At 61.2% G+C, this 15,588-nt stretch carries 14 protein-coding genes; 7 read left to right on the forward strand and 7 right to left on the reverse strand.

What is annotated here, in order from left to right; all coding sequences use genetic code 11:
- Nucleotides 1-59 precede the first annotated feature (59 nt).
- Together BLW22_RS24275 and BLW22_RS24280 are read left to right on the forward strand one after the other, a co-directional pair.
- Nucleotides 60-674 (forward strand): biliverdin-producing heme oxygenase, encoded by a 615-nt coding sequence (locus BLW22_RS24275; protein ID WP_065926008.1) that lies wholly within the window; start codon nucleotides 60-62, stop codon nucleotides 672-674.
- Nucleotides 671-2,914, forward strand: a complete 2,244-nt coding sequence (locus BLW22_RS24280) for an ATP-binding protein (RefSeq protein ID WP_074847589.1) — start codon at nucleotides 671-673, stop codon at nucleotides 2,912-2,914. Before BLW22_RS24275 ends, BLW22_RS24280 begins: the two co-directional genes overlap by 4 nt.
- A 22-nt stretch (nucleotides 2,915-2,936) precedes the next feature.
- Here the strand turns inward: BLW22_RS24280 and BLW22_RS24285 are convergent, their stop codons facing one another.
- Together BLW22_RS24285 and BLW22_RS24290 are read right to left on the reverse strand one after the other, a co-directional pair.
- The gene (locus BLW22_RS24285) at nucleotides 2,937-4,256 is read right to left on the reverse strand and encodes an ATP-binding protein (protein WP_074847590.1); all 1,320 of its coding nucleotides are present in this window, start codon (nucleotides 4,254-4,256) and stop codon (nucleotides 2,937-2,939) included.
- Nucleotides 4,253-4,963 (reverse strand): response regulator, encoded by a 711-nt coding sequence (locus BLW22_RS24290; RefSeq protein WP_074847591.1) that lies wholly within the window; start codon nucleotides 4,961-4,963, stop codon nucleotides 4,253-4,255. Before BLW22_RS24290 ends, BLW22_RS24285 begins: the two co-directional genes overlap by 4 nt.
- Before the next feature lie 164 nt (nucleotides 4,964-5,127).
- On the opposite strand from BLW22_RS24290, the gene BLW22_RS24295 reads away from it, so the two are divergent.
- From BLW22_RS24295 to BLW22_RS24315, 5 genes are all read left to right on the forward strand, one after another.
- Nucleotides 5,128-5,916: an MlaA family lipoprotein gene (locus tag BLW22_RS24295; protein ID WP_065926004.1), complete on the forward strand. Its 789-nt coding sequence runs from the start codon at nucleotides 5,128-5,130 to the stop codon at nucleotides 5,914-5,916.
- Between the two features lie 453 nt (nucleotides 5,917-6,369).
- The gene (locus tag BLW22_RS24300) at nucleotides 6,370-8,268 is read left to right on the forward strand and encodes an alkaline phosphatase D family protein (RefSeq protein ID WP_065926002.1); all 1,899 of its coding nucleotides are present in this window, start codon (nucleotides 6,370-6,372) and stop codon (nucleotides 8,266-8,268) included.
- A 135-nt stretch (nucleotides 8,269-8,403) separates the two neighbouring features.
- Complete coding sequence (locus BLW22_RS24305) at nucleotides 8,404-9,405, forward strand: diguanylate cyclase domain-containing protein (protein ID WP_074847592.1); 1,002 nt, start codon at nucleotides 8,404-8,406, stop codon at nucleotides 9,403-9,405.
- A 148-nt stretch (nucleotides 9,406-9,553) separates the two neighbouring features.
- Entirely contained in the window at nucleotides 9,554-10,804 is a 1,251-nt protein-coding gene (locus BLW22_RS24310) for a 2-aminoadipate transaminase (protein WP_065947202.1), read from the forward strand.
- Between the two features lie 101 nt (nucleotides 10,805-10,905).
- The gene (locus tag BLW22_RS24315; RefSeq protein WP_065925999.1) at nucleotides 10,906-11,622 is read left to right on the forward strand and encodes a hypothetical protein; all 717 of its coding nucleotides are present in this window, start codon (nucleotides 10,906-10,908) and stop codon (nucleotides 11,620-11,622) included.
- A gap of 50 nt (nucleotides 11,623-11,672) precedes the next feature.
- On the opposite strand, the gene ptaA is transcribed toward BLW22_RS24315, so the two are convergent.
- From ptaA to BLW22_RS24340, 5 genes are all read right to left on the reverse strand, one after another.
- Nucleotides 11,673-12,755, reverse strand: coding sequence for a pyoverdine biosynthesis transaminase PtaA (gene ptaA, locus BLW22_RS24320; RefSeq protein WP_074847593.1), 1,083 nt, complete (start codon nucleotides 12,753-12,755; stop codon nucleotides 11,673-11,675).
- 160 nt (nucleotides 12,756-12,915) lie between these two features.
- Nucleotides 12,916-13,614, reverse strand: a complete 699-nt coding sequence (gene queC / locus BLW22_RS24325; RefSeq protein ID WP_065925997.1) for a 7-cyano-7-deazaguanine synthase QueC — start codon at nucleotides 13,612-13,614, stop codon at nucleotides 12,916-12,918.
- A gap of 104 nt (nucleotides 13,615-13,718) precedes the next feature.
- Nucleotides 13,719-14,606 carry a heme o synthase gene (gene cyoE / locus BLW22_RS24330; RefSeq protein WP_027607620.1) on the reverse strand — a complete coding sequence of 296 codons (888 nt, stop codon included), beginning with the start codon at nucleotides 14,604-14,606 and terminating at the stop codon, nucleotides 13,719-13,721.
- 11 nt (nucleotides 14,607-14,617) lie between these two features.
- Nucleotides 14,618-14,959, reverse strand: coding sequence for a cytochrome o ubiquinol oxidase subunit IV (cyoD, locus tag BLW22_RS24335; RefSeq protein ID WP_010206434.1), 342 nt, complete (start codon nucleotides 14,957-14,959; stop codon nucleotides 14,618-14,620).
- On the reverse strand, nucleotides 14,959-15,585 hold the full coding sequence (locus BLW22_RS24340; RefSeq protein WP_010206435.1) for a cytochrome o ubiquinol oxidase subunit III: 627 nt from the start codon (nucleotides 15,583-15,585) through the stop codon (nucleotides 14,959-14,961). The genes cyoD and BLW22_RS24340 overlap by 1 nt, the downstream gene beginning before the upstream one ends.
- Nucleotides 15,586-15,588 lie beyond the last annotated feature (3 nt).

A 15,588-nucleotide genomic window follows, 5' to 3' on the forward strand; every position in this document is an offset into this window, starting at 1 on the left:
TCGTCGCCTTTTTCAACGCGTCATTCATGGCCGAAAGGCCCACAGTTCGAGCTCATTGAATGCATTCACAGGCCCATGAAGGTGGTGCGCCCTCATTGCTGGACGCGTTGCGCGCAGGCACCGGCCTATTGCACGTGGCGTTGGAAAAACGACTGCCGTTTTTTTCCGAACATTTGGATGCCGGCTGGTATCAGCGCCTGATCCAGGCGTATTACGGGTTTTACCGGCCGATTGAAGCAGCGCTGTACGGCTGTGAGTTTATCCCTGAAGGCTTCGACCCGACGCTGCGTATGAAAACGCCGACGCTGATCAACGATCTTCACGCCCTTGGTCTGGACGCCTCCGCGATCAACGCCTTGCCGCACTGTGTGCAATTGCCCGCTTTTGATACCCCCGCCGCCTGCCTCGGCGCCTTGTATGTGCTTGAAGGCGCAACCCTGGGCGGCCAGGTACTGCGTCGGGAAATGGCTCGACGCCTGGCGCTGGACGCCGACAACGGAGGGGCGTTCCTCGATGTGTACGGTGCCGAAACCGGTCGGCGCTGGAAAGATTTTCTCGACTACCTGGGCCGCCTGCCGCTGGACACGCCAGCCAAACAGCGCGCGGTGCACGCGGCCCGCTCGACATTCAGCTGCTTTGAGCAATGGCTCGACAGCCAGGAGGTACTGCTATGAAACCCGAAGATTTTGAAGAGCTGCTTGCCAACTGTGCCGACGAGCCCATCCGCTTTCCGGGGGCGATCCAACCCCACGGCGTGCTGCTGACGCTGTCGGAGCCCGACCTGAACATCATTCAAGTCAGCACTAACGTCGCCAGCCTGTTCAACCGCGCCCCCGAGTCGTTGCTGGGCCGGCCACTGCACGCGCTGATCGGTGCCGAGCACGCCCAGGCCGTGCAGGCCATGGCCGAACACAACAGCTTCCTTGATGCGCCGCCTTTGCACGTCACCCTCAACGGCGCCGAGTTCGAAGGCCTGTTGCACCGCCATCAGGACGTGCTGGTGCTGGAATTCGAACCGCGGCTCAAGGACTTCCGGCCACGGGCCCTGAAAGGCCGCAGCAGTGACTTGGGCAAGATGCTGCAACGTTTGCAATCAGCGAAAACCCTGCAAGCGCTGTACGAAATCAGCGTGACTGAAATCCAGGCCATGACCGGTTACGACCGGGTGTTGATCTACCGTTTCGAAGAAGAAGGCCATGGCCAGGTGATCGCGGAAGCGTCGGCACCGTCCATGGAGCTGTTCAACGGACTGTTCTTCCCCGCGTCCGATATCCCGGAGCAGGCCCGCGAGCTGTATCGCACCAACTGGCTGCGCATCATCCCGAATGCTGCCTACGAGCCGGTGCCCCTGCTGCCCAAGCTGCGCCCGGATACCGGTGAGCCGCTGGATTTGAGCTTTGCCACCCTGCGCAGCGTGTCGCCGATTCACTGCCAGTACATGCAAAACATGGGCGTGCTGTCGTCCATGAGCATTTCGCTGATGAAGGGCGACAAGCTCTGGGGCCTGATCAGTTGCGGCAACCGCGAGCCGCTGCTGGTGCCCAATGACCTGCGTATCACCTGCCAGACCATCGGTCAGGTGCTGTCATTGCAGATCAGCGCCATGGAAGCCCTGGACCTGAGCCGTCAGCGAGAAGAAAAAGTCGAGGCCCTGGCGTTGCTGGATAAAGCCATGAAGGCCTCCGAAGAAAACGTGTTCGACGGCCTGGCCCAGCGCGGCCAGGTGCTGATGGACCTGACCTTGTCCGGCGGCGTGGCGATCATCGAAGACAAGCAACTGCACCGCTACGGCAACTGCCCGGAACCGGCGCAGATCCGGGCCTTGCACAAGTGGCTGCAGGACAGCGGCGAGCCGGTGTTCTCCAGCCATAACCTGGTGTCGATCTACCCGCCAGGCGCCGAGTTCCAACAGGTGGCCAGCGGTGTCCTGGCCATGAGCCTGCCAAAGCCTGTGGATAACGGCGTACTGTGGTTCCGCCCGGAAGTGAAAGAAAACATTAACTGGAGTGGTGACCCGAAAAAGCCGCTCGACCTGGAAAACTCCGACGCCGGCCTGCGCCTTCGCCCGCGTACCTCGTTTGAAATCTGGAAGGTGGAGATGGCCGGTATTTCCACCAAGTGGAGCCATGGCGACCTGTTCGCCGCCAACGACCTGCGTCGTTCTGCCCTGGAAAACGACCTGGCTCGCCAGGTGCTGCGCGAGCAACAGGCCGTGCGCGCCCGTGATGACCTGGTGGCGGTGGTGTCCCACGACCTGCGCAACCCGATGACGGTGATCTCCATGCTCTGCGGCATGATGCAAAAGGCCTTCAGCTCCGACGGCCCGCACACCTCGCGACGCATTTCCTCCGCCATCGACACCATGCAACAGGCCGCCGGACGCATGAACGTCTTGCTGGAAGACTTGCTCGACACCTCGAAAATCGAGGCCGGGCGCTACGTGGTCAAACCCGTTGCCCTGGACGTCAGCCAAATGTTCGAAGAGGCCTATTCCCTGCTCGCGCCGTTGGCGATGGAAAAAGGCATCGACCTGTCGTTCAACGCCGAGCCTGGCCTGCAGATCAACGGCGACCCGGAGCGGCTGTTCCAGGTGCTGTCGAACCTGATCGGCAATGCCATCAAGTTCACTCCGCGCCAGGGCAATATCGGCATCAGTGCGATGACCAATGGTGAAGAGATCGTGTTTTCGGTGCGTGACTCAGGCGAAGGTATTGCGCCTGATCAACTGCCCCACGTGTTTGATCGCTACTGGACCCAGTCGGAAAACAATCCCACCGGCACCGGCCTGGGGCTGTATATCACCCAAGGGATTGTCCACGCCCATGGCGGCAAGATCATGGCTGAAAGTGAAGTGGGGCGTGGCAGTGAGTTCCGGTTTACGGTGCCGAAGGTGATTGAGGACTCCCATACCTGACCGCCTCTGTGGCGAGCACCGGTTACACCGGCAATACCACCACCGCCTCCAACCCGCCACCCTGGCGCTCCGACAGGGTGAGTGTGCCGCCGTGTTCCAGCACAATCGCACGGGCGGTAGACAGCCCAAGTCCGACGCCGCCGGTGCTCTTGTTGCGTGAATTTTCGAGGCGGTAGAACGGCAGGAACACCTGTTCGCGATACTGCGCCGCAATCCCCGGGCCGCGATCCAGCACGCGGATCACCACTTCGGCCGGCCCTTGTTGCAGTTCGATTTCCGGCGCCCGACCGTAGTGGATGGCATTGTCCATCAGGTTGGTCATCACCCGCTTGAGGCCCAAGGGCCGGCCAAAGTACACCAGGCGCGGCGGTCCGCTGAAAGCCAGTTCAATCGCCTGGTCGCGGTAGTCGTCGATCAGGGTTTGCAGCAGTTCCGCCAGGTCCAGCTGGGTGGCCTGCTCCAGGCGTGCGTCGTCGCGGAAGAACGCCAGGGCCGTGTTGATCATGGCCTGCATTTCATCGACATCATTGAACAGCCGGCGTTGCTGGTCGGCATCTTCGATGAATTCACCGCGCAGGCGCAGGCGGGTCAGGGGCGCACGCAGGTCGTGGGAGATGGCCGCGAGCATTTGCGTGCGGTCCTGGATAAAGTGCCGCAACTGCGCCTGCATGCCGTTGAACGCGAGGATCGCCTGGCGGATTTCGTGGGGCCCGACCGGCTCGATGGGCGGCGCGCGGAAGTCGGCGCCAAAGCGCCGCGCGCCCTGGGCGAAGTGTTGCAGGGGGCGAGCCAGGCGACGGGTCGCGACCAGGGTAACCAGCGCAGTCGAGATCAGCACCAGCAGCACCACAATCACGCTGCGCGCGCCCTCGTCCAGCCCCCAACTGCGGGCACGGGCGCTGAACATCAGCCAGGACTGATCGGCCAGTTGCATCAGCAGCACATAGTGGCCATCGCCGCCCGGCCAATCGGAGGGTTCGTAGGCTTCCATGGGACGCACCGGCCCCTGGAGCAGGTTCTTGAAGGCCTGTTCGCCCGAATGAAAATCCGGGTCGGCGAGCACAGGCAGCTCAAAGGCTTCCCGCTGCGCCGCCCACGTCACACTGAAGGATTCGTCGCCTACAACCTGCGCAAGGTGCGCGCGTTGCGCCGGTTGCGAACCTTCAACCACGCGCACCACCACGGCGATTTTTTCCAGCAGCCCGGTTTCGGCCAACGGCGGCCGTGCCCACACGCCCGCCAATTGCACAAACAGGGCGTTGAACGCCAACGCAGTCAGCATCGCCACCAGGATGGTCAGGGCGATCCAGCGGGCCACCGTGTCACGCGGGCGGCGGCTCATGAACGGCTCACGCTGGCGGTGAATTGATAACCGCCATTGCGCACGGTGCGGATCATGGCCGGGCGCTTGGTATCGAACTCCAGCTTGCGGCGCAGGCGGCTGACCTGCACGTCGATGCTGCGGTCGAACGCGTCATGGCTATGGCCCCGCGCCAGGTTCAGCAGTTGTTCGCGGGTCAGCACGCGCTGGGGGTGTTCGACGAAGACCAGCAGCAGGTCGAACTCACCGGATGACAGCGGGATCATCACCTCGTCGGGGGAGCGCAGTTCACGGCGCGTAACGTCCAGTTGCCAGCCCGCAAAGCGAATCAAGGGACGAGCAGACTCGCCCAACACCGGCCGCCCCTCGCCTGCCCGACGCAATACCGCACGCACCCGCGCCAGCAGTTCACGGGCGTCGAAGGGCTTGCTCAAGTAGTCATCGGCGCCCATTTCCAGGCCTACCACGCGGTCACTGAGTTCGCCCATGGCGGTGAGCATGATCACCGGTGTTGCGTGCTGCTGGCGCAGGCGCTGGCACAGCAACAAGCCGTTCTCCCCCGGCAGCATCAGGTCAAGAATGATCAGGTCGGCGGGATGACGCTCCATGGCGGCCCACAGCTCGGTGCCACCGGCGACGGTCTCGACCGCATAGCCATGTTGCATAAAGAATTTCTTCAGCAGCGCGAGGACTTCAAGGTCATCGTCCACGATCAAAAGGTTGCTCACAGGCGGGCATCACTGGGTGTTGTCGATGCGCCATCTAAAACCATTCGACGCAGCCCGTCATATATTTCAATCGTGCAATAAAGCGTCAGCGCCGCAATAAACCAGACATCTTTGCGCAAGGGACGGCTGCCAGCATCGGCCTCCCTTTTGCGGAGACCGTGCTTATGCGCTCACTGACCTACCCCCGGCACCTGGCTCGCCAGGTCGTGCTGTTGTTGACCGTGTCTTACCTCACGGGCTGCGCCAGCCCGGCCCCCTCGGGCACCACCACCCGCTGCGCACAGGTGAATTACCCGGTGTATGACCCGGCCGAACCGCTCAATCGCGGGGTGTTTGCCTTCAACCGGACGGTGGATAACTACGCCCTGGCGCCGGTAGCACGTGGCTACCGCTACCTGCCGGATTTTTTCCAGCAGGGTGTGCATAACTTTGCGAGCAACTTCAGCGAGCCGAAGGTGTTTATCAATGACCTGTTGCAAGGCAACCCAAGGCGCTCGGTCAATACCCTTGGCCGTTTTGCGCTGAATACCACAGTGGGCGTGGTGGGGCTGATCGATGTATCAGACCGCGTGGGCATCCCGCGCCATAGCGCCGACTTCGGCCAGACATTCGGCGTGTGGGGCATCGGCAACGGGCCGATTGTCGAACTGCCACTGCTGGGCACCAGCAACAGCCGCGATGCGGCAGGCAAAGTCTTGAGTTTCCTGGTCTCGCCGTTGGGAGACAGTGACACCGTGCAGACCCTGGGCACCCTCAGCCTGGTAGGTGGCACCGTGGATACCCGGGCATCACTGTTGCCGCTCACCGACAGCCTGCAAAAATTGCCGGACTATTACAGCGCAATACGTAATGTCGTGGCACAAAACCGTGCGGCGTTTGTGCTGGATGGCAAGGACGGCGCGACCACTCCCGCGACCGGGGGTTGCGCGAACGGCGCCGCTGATGACTTCTGAGCCGAGTAGCCAAAGGTCGTCATATCTTGCAGCAGGACGTTTATAGCTCGCCAGCGCCCTGCTCTATAAGTTTGGCGGCACTTCGCTCCAAGGGGTGAAGTAACACTCGACTAATAGATAAAAGGACACTGCCATGCTCAGCTCCATCAACGCGACACCGCTCCCCCCTCCTCCCCCACTACGCCGCAGGACGACACAGCCCTGCAACGCAAGAAACGCAGCATTGAAGACCCTCAGTTGCAACTGGAGCCTCAGGAAGCTGACGGTTCATCGCGCAACCGCCCCAGAAGTGGCGGCCTGGATAGCCTGGGCAAGGGGAACTTGCTCTGAACCGCAGGAAGAAGGGCAGCGTATTGCCCTTCTTCTTTTTTACAGACCGCCCCGCCTTAACAAAACACTGACATCCGTTGCGCTAACCTTGCCGGTTCAACCCTGGCCGGAGCCTGTTACCGCATGCCACATCCCGACACCTTGCCCGCCGTACTCGCCGGCCCTCTGCTGCGGCGCCTGGAACCCCGGCGCCTGGTGCTGTGGCTGGTGGGGAGCCGGGCATTGCCCCTGAGCCTGAAACTGCACTGTGCCGACCAGTGCCTGGACATACCGCTGGGCCAGGACCGGTGCCAGGTCGTGCCAGTGGGGCGCCAGGCGTACATCCATCTGATTGATGTACGCCTGGACGAGGCGCTGCCCCAGGACGTAGTCATCCACTATGATCTGCTGGTCGACGATGCCGGCATTGCCGAATGGGCACCGCACCTGCTGTACACCGACACACACTGCCCAAGTTTCGTACTGCACAGCCACATCCATCAGCTGGTACACGGCTCCTGCCGCAAACCTCACCACAGCGCCGACGAAGGCCTGCTCTGCGTTGATCGGCTGCTGGCCGATGCACAGACCCCGGCCGACCGCCCAGCCTTGCTGATGATGAGCGGCGACCAGGTGTACGCCGACGATGTGGCCGGGCCGATGTTGCGGGCGATCCATGGGCTGATTGCGCGCCTGGGCCTGTTCGATGAGTACCTGGAAGGCGCGGTGGTAGACGACAGCGCCAGCCTCTACGGGCATCACGCCAGCTACTACCACCGCGCAGACCTGCTACCCGCGCTGGACAGCAATGAGACCCTGCGCGAACGTTTCTTTGGCGGCGTGAAAAAGCCGATTTTCACCAGCAGCACCGCCGACAATCACCTGGTGACGTTCGCCGAAGTCATGGCGATGTACCTGCTGGTGTGGTCGCCCGTCCCCTGGTCCCTGCTCACCGTACAGCCACCGCAACTGAGCGCCGATGAAGCTGCGCGCTATGCCCGCGAACAGGTGCAGGTGGATAAATTTCGCGACGGCCTGCCGGGCGTGGCGCGGGTATTCGCCCATCTACCCACCTTGATGATCTTTGACGATCACGACATCACCGACGACTGGAACCTCAGCGCGCAATGGGAAGAAACCGCCTACGGCCATCCGTTCTCCAGACGCATCATCGGTAACGCCCTGCTGGCGTACCTGCTGTGCCAGGGCTGGGGCAATAACCCGGACGCCTTTGATGAGCTGGTGGGCCACACCCAGGCACTGGCCAGCCAGGCGCAGAGCAATCACTTGGACGCCCAGGCACAGGATGCTTTGCTCGCGGCGCTGCTGAAGTTCCAGCAGTGGCACTACGTGCTGCCCACCACGCCGGCCCTGGTAGTGCTCGACACCCGCACCCGGCGCTGGCGCAGCGAATTCACCCTCAAGCAACCGTCCGGCCTGCTGGACTGGGAAGCCTTGAGCGAACTGCAACAGGAACTGCTCGACCACCCCTCGGCCATCATCGTCTCCCCTGCGCCTGTGTTTGGCGTCAAGCTGATCGAGACCGTGCAGAAGATCTTCAGTTGGTGCGGGCACCCTTTGCTGGTGGACGCGGAAAACTGGATGGCCCATCGCGGTGCAGCCCAAGTGATCCTCAACATCTTTCGCCACTCGCGCACACCGGGTAACTACGTGATCCTCTCGGGCGATGTGCACTACTCGTTCGTCTATGAAGTGCTGATCCGCCATCGCAACGCCGGTCCCAGGATCTGGCAGATCACCAGCAGCGGCATCAAGAACGAATTTCCACCGCGATTGCTGGAATGGTTCGACCGCCTCAACCGCTGGCTGTACTCGCCGCGCTCGCCTCTCAACTGGTTCACTCGCCGCCGCACCATGCAGGTGGTGCCGCATATCCCGGAGCATGCCGAGGCCGGTGAACGGTTATGGAATTCGGCAGGCATCGGCCAAGTGTTCTTCAACGAGCGGGGGCAGCCTGACAAGATCTACCAGCACAACGCCGACGGGAAGGCGCGTACGAGGATGATCGCGCCGAAGCAATAGCCCATGGCCCGCTCCTGTAACCGTCCATCCGCCCTATTCAAAGCGCACAAGCTCCGTTGTACAGTAGCTCCAGCCACGGAGTATCGGCATCAATATGACTGGCCTTGGACGCCAGCCCATGCAAGGAGCGCGCAGATGGACGATATCTCCGACAACGGCAATTTCTCCCACCTCAATGCCGACATGCTGCATACCGTGCTGGAGCTGGTCAGCGACGGGATCTGGGACTGGAACGCCAATACCGGGTTCGTCTACCGCAACCCAGGCTGGTACGAAATGCTGGGCTACCCCCGCCACTCCCTGGAAAACAGCGTGTTCACCTGGGAGACCGTCATCCACCCGGAAGACTACCCCCACGTGATGACGCTGTTCGATGACTACATCCACCGTCGCGCCCCCCATTATCAAATCGAATACCGTTGCCGCAAAAAAGATGGCAGCTACCTGTGGATCGAAGACCGGGGCTACGTGATTGCCCGTAACCCCGATGGCTCGGTGGCGCGGATGGTCGGCGCCCATCGCGATATTCATATGCGCAAGTGCTCCGTCGAACAGCTGGAGCGGCGCAACCAATCGCTTGAGGCGCTGGTGGCCGAGCGCACGCGCGAACTGTCGCGAGTCAATCAACAGTTGCAATTGCAGCTGGACGAAAATCGCTCCCTGGCCGAACGGGATGCCCTGACCCTCGTTGCCAACCGCTACCGCTTGGAAAAAGTCCTGCTGGAAGAGTGCGACCGCGCCCAGCGTTTTCGCCTGCCGCTGGCATTGATTGCGATGGATATCGATGACTTCAAGCCGATCAATGACCAGCATGGTCACGGCATGGGCGACCAAACCCTTTTGCAGGTAGTGGAATGCCTGGAAAGCTGCCTGCGCCCAGGCGACCTGCTCGCCCGCTGGGGTGGCGATGAGTTCATCGCGGTCCTGCCCAAAAGCGCACTGGAAACCGCCAGGGAGCTGGCCGAGAAAATCTGCCAAAAGATGCGCAAGATCCCGATGCGCGGCGGCCTCCACGTCACCCTGAGCGTGGGCGTGGCCGAGCGCCGTATGGATGAATCCCCCAGCGCGCTTATGACGCGTGCCGACCAGGCGTTGTATCGCGCCAAGGCGGCGGGCAAGGATGGGGTGTCGGCGTAGCATCGACGGGGCTACGGCGTTGCCAAAAACGAGCTTTTGGCAACAGCTCTTCCGATTTGGAATGACCCGGCGACTTTATTTCGTTTGCGGCAGGGCCTGGCCCACGGCTTAGATAAAAGCACGCCCGCCACTGCCGAGTCCGAGATTCATGAGCCGCGAAACCATCAGCCAGTCGATTTCCATCGTTCATCCCATCAGCCTCAGCCATGGCAGCAACGCCGAGGTCTGGGACACCACGGGCAAACGCTATATCGATTTTGTCGGCGGGATCGGCGTGCTCAACCTTGGCCATTGCCACCCGGGCGTGGTGGCGGCGATTCGTGAACAGGCGACGAAGTTGACCCACTATGCGTTCAACGCTGCACCGCACACACCCTACATCGAACTGATGGATCGCCTGGCCGGGTTTATCCCGGTGGACTACCCCGTCAGCGGCATGCTCACCAACAGCGGTGCGGAAGCGGCAGAAAACGCCTTGAAGATCGTGCGCGGCGCCACCGGCCGCACGGCGGTGATCGCCTTTGACGGAGCCTTCCACGGCCGCACCCTGGCCACCCTCAACCTCAATGGCAAGGTGGCGCCCTACAAACAGAAGGTCGGCGTCCTGCCCGGCCCGGTGTATCACCTGCCCTACCCCAGCGCTGATAACGGCGTGGGCTGCGCTGAAGCGCTGAAAGCCATGGACCGCTTGTTCAGCGTGGAAATCGACGTCGGTGACGTCGCCTGTTTCATCATCGAGCCGGTGCAGGGCGAAGGCGGTTTCCTCGCGCTGGATATCGAGTTTGCCCACGCCCTGCGGCGCTTTTGCGATGAACACAACATCCTGTTGATTGCCGATGAAATCCAGTCGGGCTTCGGTCGCACCGGACAGCGTTTCGCCTTCTCACGCCTGGGCATCGAACCGGATCTGATCCTGCTGGGCAAAAGCATCGCCGGCGGCGTGCCGCTGGGCGCGGTGGTCGGGCGCAAGGCCTTGATGGACAACCTGCCCAAAGGCGGCCTCGGTGGTACTTACTCGGGTAACCCCATCGCTTGCGCGGCAGCATTGGCCACCCTCGATGCGATGACGGATGAACACTTGCAGGTCTGGGGCTCGCAACAGGAAGAAGCGATCGTTGGCCGCTATGCCGCCTGGCGTTCGCAGCACCTGTCGCCGTACCTGGGCCGCCTGACCGGCGTCGGTGCCATGCGCGGCATCGAACTGGCCAACGCCGACGGCACGCCCGCGCCCCGGCAACTGAGCCAATTGCTGAGCCTGGCGCGAGACGCCGGGCTGTTGTTGATGCCCAGCGGCAAGTCGCGGCACATCGTGCGCTTGCTGGCACCGCTGACCATCGAGCCTGCGGTGCTGGAAGAAGGACTGGATATTCTCCAGGCGTGCCTGAAGCAGTTGGTTTGACGCCCTGCATTCGCCGGTCGGCAGCCTTGACCTGATCCCCCTCCCCGCTGAAAATGCGCGACGCTTTTTTGTCTTCCGTTTACTGAAGTAGTGAAATTTCAATGTCCGATTCTTACACCGAACACTCCGCCGAAGAATCCGTAGTCGCCTTGCACGCCAAGGCTGAATACGAAAACGCCATCAATCTTTCACAGCATGTGCCAGCCGCCAAGATCATCAGCGAGATGGTGCTGGACGCCTTTCACACCTCCAAGGAAAGCGACCAGATCCGCGAACTGCGCGTGGCCATTCGCCAGGCCCACGACGCCTTCGACGACGACAAGGCCTACGACCTGATGGGCCAGCTCAAGCAGCTCAAGGACGCCGAAGCCGCTGACAACCTCGCCCTTGAAGACCTGAGCGGCAAGTTCTCCATCAGCCGCATCCTGTCGAGCTTCAAGGATGATCCAGAGTTTCAGGAGCTGGTCTACGGGCTGGCCCTCAAAGTGCTGAACCAGTCTCACCAGGCCATCAGCAACCCAAGCGCCGGCAAAGGTAAGGCCGCTCGCCCCAAGAAAGAAGCCGAAGTGTTTGTGATCAGCAAGGACGGCATCAGCGTCACCCTGCCGCTGCGCACGCCACGCTCGCGGTTGAACGTCGACCGTGAGGCGTTTGAGTTCCTGGGCTTCAGCTTTGTAGGCGAAGGCGACGAAGCCGAGTTGGAGGTTGAAAGCTTTGTGGATAACGCCGGCGTCGAACAGCCGCTGAGCCGCAAGAGCGTGATTACTGCGCTGCAACAGCAGACGGCGTTTGAGGGCTACAGCATCGCGCAGCAGTGACACCCCTGAACTGAATGTGGGAGGGAGAAAGCCCCCCTCCCACATCGGCGTTAGACCGTCGCCGCAAACACCTCGCGAAACCGCTCCATCTCCCGCTTGTTCCCCACCGTCACGCGCACCCACTGCGGCCAGTTTTTCCACACCCGCCCGATGAACACGCCCTGTGCGGCAAGCTTGTCGATGACCTGCTCGGCCGGTTGCTTCACATCGATCATGAAGCAGTTGGCCTGGGACGCCGTGCAGGTGAAGCCACGGCCCTTGAGCCAGGTGATTGTTTCATCGCGCAGCTGGGCATTGAGCGCCTTGCGTTGTGGCAGCAGCTTCACGTCTTCCAGGCTGGCGATGCCGCCGAGCAGGGAGGAACCCGCCGGGACATTGTCACCGCCGAACACCGCCAGCCGTTCCAGCAGCGCCGGGTGGCCGATCGCCAGGCCCAGACGGGCGCCGGCCATACCGTAGATTTTCGAGAAGGTGCGCAACACCAACAGGTCGTCATGGTCCTTGACCCAGCTCACCACGCTTGGGGTGTCGGCGAAGTCGATGTAGGCCTCGTCCACCACCAATACGCTGCCTTTGGGCTTGTTCGCCAGCGCCTGGCGAATAGCCTCGGTGGAGGTGATGGTGCCCGTCGGATTGTTGGGATTGCAGACATAGAGCATCCCCGCCTGGGGATCGGCGGCGAGCATGGCGGGAACGTCGTGGGCGTGATCGGCGTCAAGGTCCACTTCGCGCACCGGCGCCTTACGGGACTCGGCGGCCTGGCGCGGTACTTCGTAGGACGGCGTGGCCATCACCAGGCCGCGGGTTTCGCTGGTGAACGCCAGCACCGCGTAGCGCAGCGCGGCCATGGAGCCGGCGAACACCGCCACCTGCTCTTCGGCAATCCCGTGCTGCTGGGCAAACAAGCCGGCCAAGGCGTACATATGTTTGTACGGATACCGCCCGGCTGTCGCGATGCCGCGCTGCATCGCTTCGCGGGCCGCCGTCGAAGGCCCGTAGGGGCTTTCGTTGTAGTTGAGCAGTACCTTGTCAGCCTTGGTCGGCGCGGGTGCGGCGAGCGCCCAATCCAGGCGCCCGAGCAAAGGCAGGGCGGCGCCAAGAGCGAGAAGGGATCGACGACTAACGCTGACCATGGTGACTACTCCTTGTAGACGGGTGAGGAATTCGCACAGCTCGTATAGAAGGGTATGACGAGACAAGGAACAAATGATTTAACCGACCCGCCATAAAAAAAACCCGTACGACTTGCGAAGACGGGGCTTTTTTCTGGCCAGGGTCTGCTACGTATTGGGGTCAGTTCAGCTGCAATTTCTGCTTCAGGCTCTGCATGACCACTGCCTTATTCTGCAGGTAGTCATTCAAGCCACGTGCACGCAGGTTGCACGCATCGCATTCGCCACAGCCGGTGCCGATAATGCCGTTGTAGCAGGTCAGTGTCTGCTCGCGGACCAGGTCCAGTTGCCGGTGGTAATCCGCCAGTGCCCAGGTCTCAGCCTTGTTCAGCCACATCAACGGGGTTTCCAGGCGTACGTCGTACTCCATGCCCAGCTTGAGCGCCTGGTTCAAGGCTTTGACGAACTCATCGCGGCAATCGGGGTAGCCGGAGAAGTCGGTTTCACACACGCCGGTGATGACCGTCCCGGCCTTGACCTGATACGCGTAGATAGCCGCCAGGGTTAAAAACAGAATATTGCGGCCCGGCACGAAGGTGCTCGGCAGGCTTTCGCCGGAGCTGTTCACGGTCGGCACTGGAATGTTGTCGCGGGTCAGGCTGCTGATCGCCAGTTCGTTGAGCAGCGACACGTCCATCACTTTGTGAACGGTGGCCCCCAGTTGCTTGGCCAGCTTCCGGGCGACTTCGATTTCCGCGACATGGCGCTGACCGTAATCGAAGGTGATGCAGTGCACTTCGTCATACAGCGGCAGCGCCTGGATCAGGCAGGTCGTCGAATCCTGACCGCCACTGAACACCATAACGGCTTTTTTACTCATCACTTTGCTTCCTGCAGGGGTAGGGTTTGGTCGTAGTTTAAAGGTCACTCAATAAAAAACCCCGCGCTTCTTTCGAAGGCGGGGCCTTTTTATTACTCAGACACTCAGTGGGCGTAGGTCAGCAACAGCTCTTTCGGTACTTGGAAATCCAGGGACATCATCACGCTCAGCGCGGTGATGGTGAAGATCGAGAACACGAACAGCTTGCGCGCCCAGACGGTGTCGTCCACCGCCTTGTAGCCGGTCCAGGCCATGTACAACCAGTACATGCCCATGGCGGCGGCGACGGCAAGGTAGCTCATGCCGGCGTAGCCACTGAAGGTCAACATCAAGGTCGCCACGAGGAAGGCCAGGATGTAGAGCAGGATGTGTTTCTTGGCGACCTGGATGCCACGCTTGACCGGCAACACCGGAATCGAAGCAGCCAGGTAGTCGTTGAAGCGGAAGATCGCGATGGCGTAGGAATGCGGCATCTGCCACAGGCTGAACATCACCAGCAGCACCAGCGCAGCCATATCGAAGCTATTGGTCACAGCCACATAACCAATCACCGGCGGCATCGCCCCCGACAGACTGCCCACCAGCGTGCCGTGCACCGACTTGCGCTTGAGGTACAGGCTGTAGAGGCCGACGTAGATGACAAAACCGATCACGGCAAACAACGCCGCCAACGGGTTGGCCACCTGGTACAACAGGGCCACACCGGCAACACCCAGGACGGTCGCGAAGATCAGCGCCAGTTTCAGGGAGATCAGGCCCTGGACCAGCACGCGATTCTTGGTGCGCTCCATCTTGATATCGATGTCACGGTCGATGCAGTTGTTGAACACACAACCGGAAGCTACCACCAGGGACGTACCGATCATCGCAGCCAGGAAGATGGCCAGATCGACATGTCCCTTGGAGGCCAGGAAGAAACCGCCCGCCACAGAAAGCACGTTACCGAAAATGATCCCCGGTTTGGTGATTTGGATAAAGTGCTTAAGCGACATCGGGTCTTACCTCACTTCGCCATCATGAACGTATGGATGCTGAACATGATCCATATCGACAGGCCAACCAGCAGCAGGATCACAAGACCTGCGAACACAAACGCAATCACGTTATCGCGCTGCTCTTTCGAGCGATCCAGGTGCAGGAAGTACACCAGGTGAACCAGCACCTGAATCACTGCGAACGCCAACACGATCATCAAGGTGATCGACTTCGGCAGGGTCGGGTACATCACCAGACCGAACGGGATAAGCGTCAGGATTACCGACAGGATGAAGCCGATGGCGTACGACTTAACGCTGCCGTGGCTCGCATCATGGCTGTCATGGTCATGGGAGTGTGCATTAGCCATTACAGAGTCCCCATCAGGTAAACAACGGTGAAGACGCAGATCCAGACCACGTCCAGGAAGTGCCAGAACAGGCTCAGGCAGCTCAGGCGAGTCTTGTTGGTGTTGGTCAGGCCGTGTTTATTGACCTGATACATCATCACCGCCATCCACAGCAGGCCGGCCGTTACGTGCAGACCGTGGGTACCTACCAGCGTGAAGAACGCCGACAGGAAGCCGGAACGGTGCGGGCCGTAGCCTTCGGAGATCAGCAGGTGGAACTCGTTGATCTCCATGCCGATGAAGCCCAGGCCGAACAGGAAGGTCAGTGCCAACCAGCTCAGGACGCCTTTCTTGTTGCCCTTGTAGAAGGCCAACATGGCGAAGCCGTAGGTGATCGAACTGAACAACAGCAAGGCGGTTTCGCCGAGCACGTAAGGCAGTTCGAAGATGTCGTGGCCCGACGGGCCACCCGCTACGTTGTTTACCAGTACCGCGTACACCGCGAAGATCGACGCAAACAAGATGCAGTCGGTCATCAGGTAGAGCCAGAAACCGAAAACGGTCATCGGCCCCGAGTCGTGGTGATGGTCATCGTGCCCATGGTCATCGACATGGGCGTGTCCAGCATTGGTCACTAAGTTCGACATGGT

Origin of the sequence: Pseudomonas marginalis, assembly GCF_900105325.1 — a bacterium.
GTDB classification, from domain to species: Bacteria; Pseudomonadota; Gammaproteobacteria; order Pseudomonadales; family Pseudomonadaceae; genus Aquipseudomonas; species Aquipseudomonas marginalis.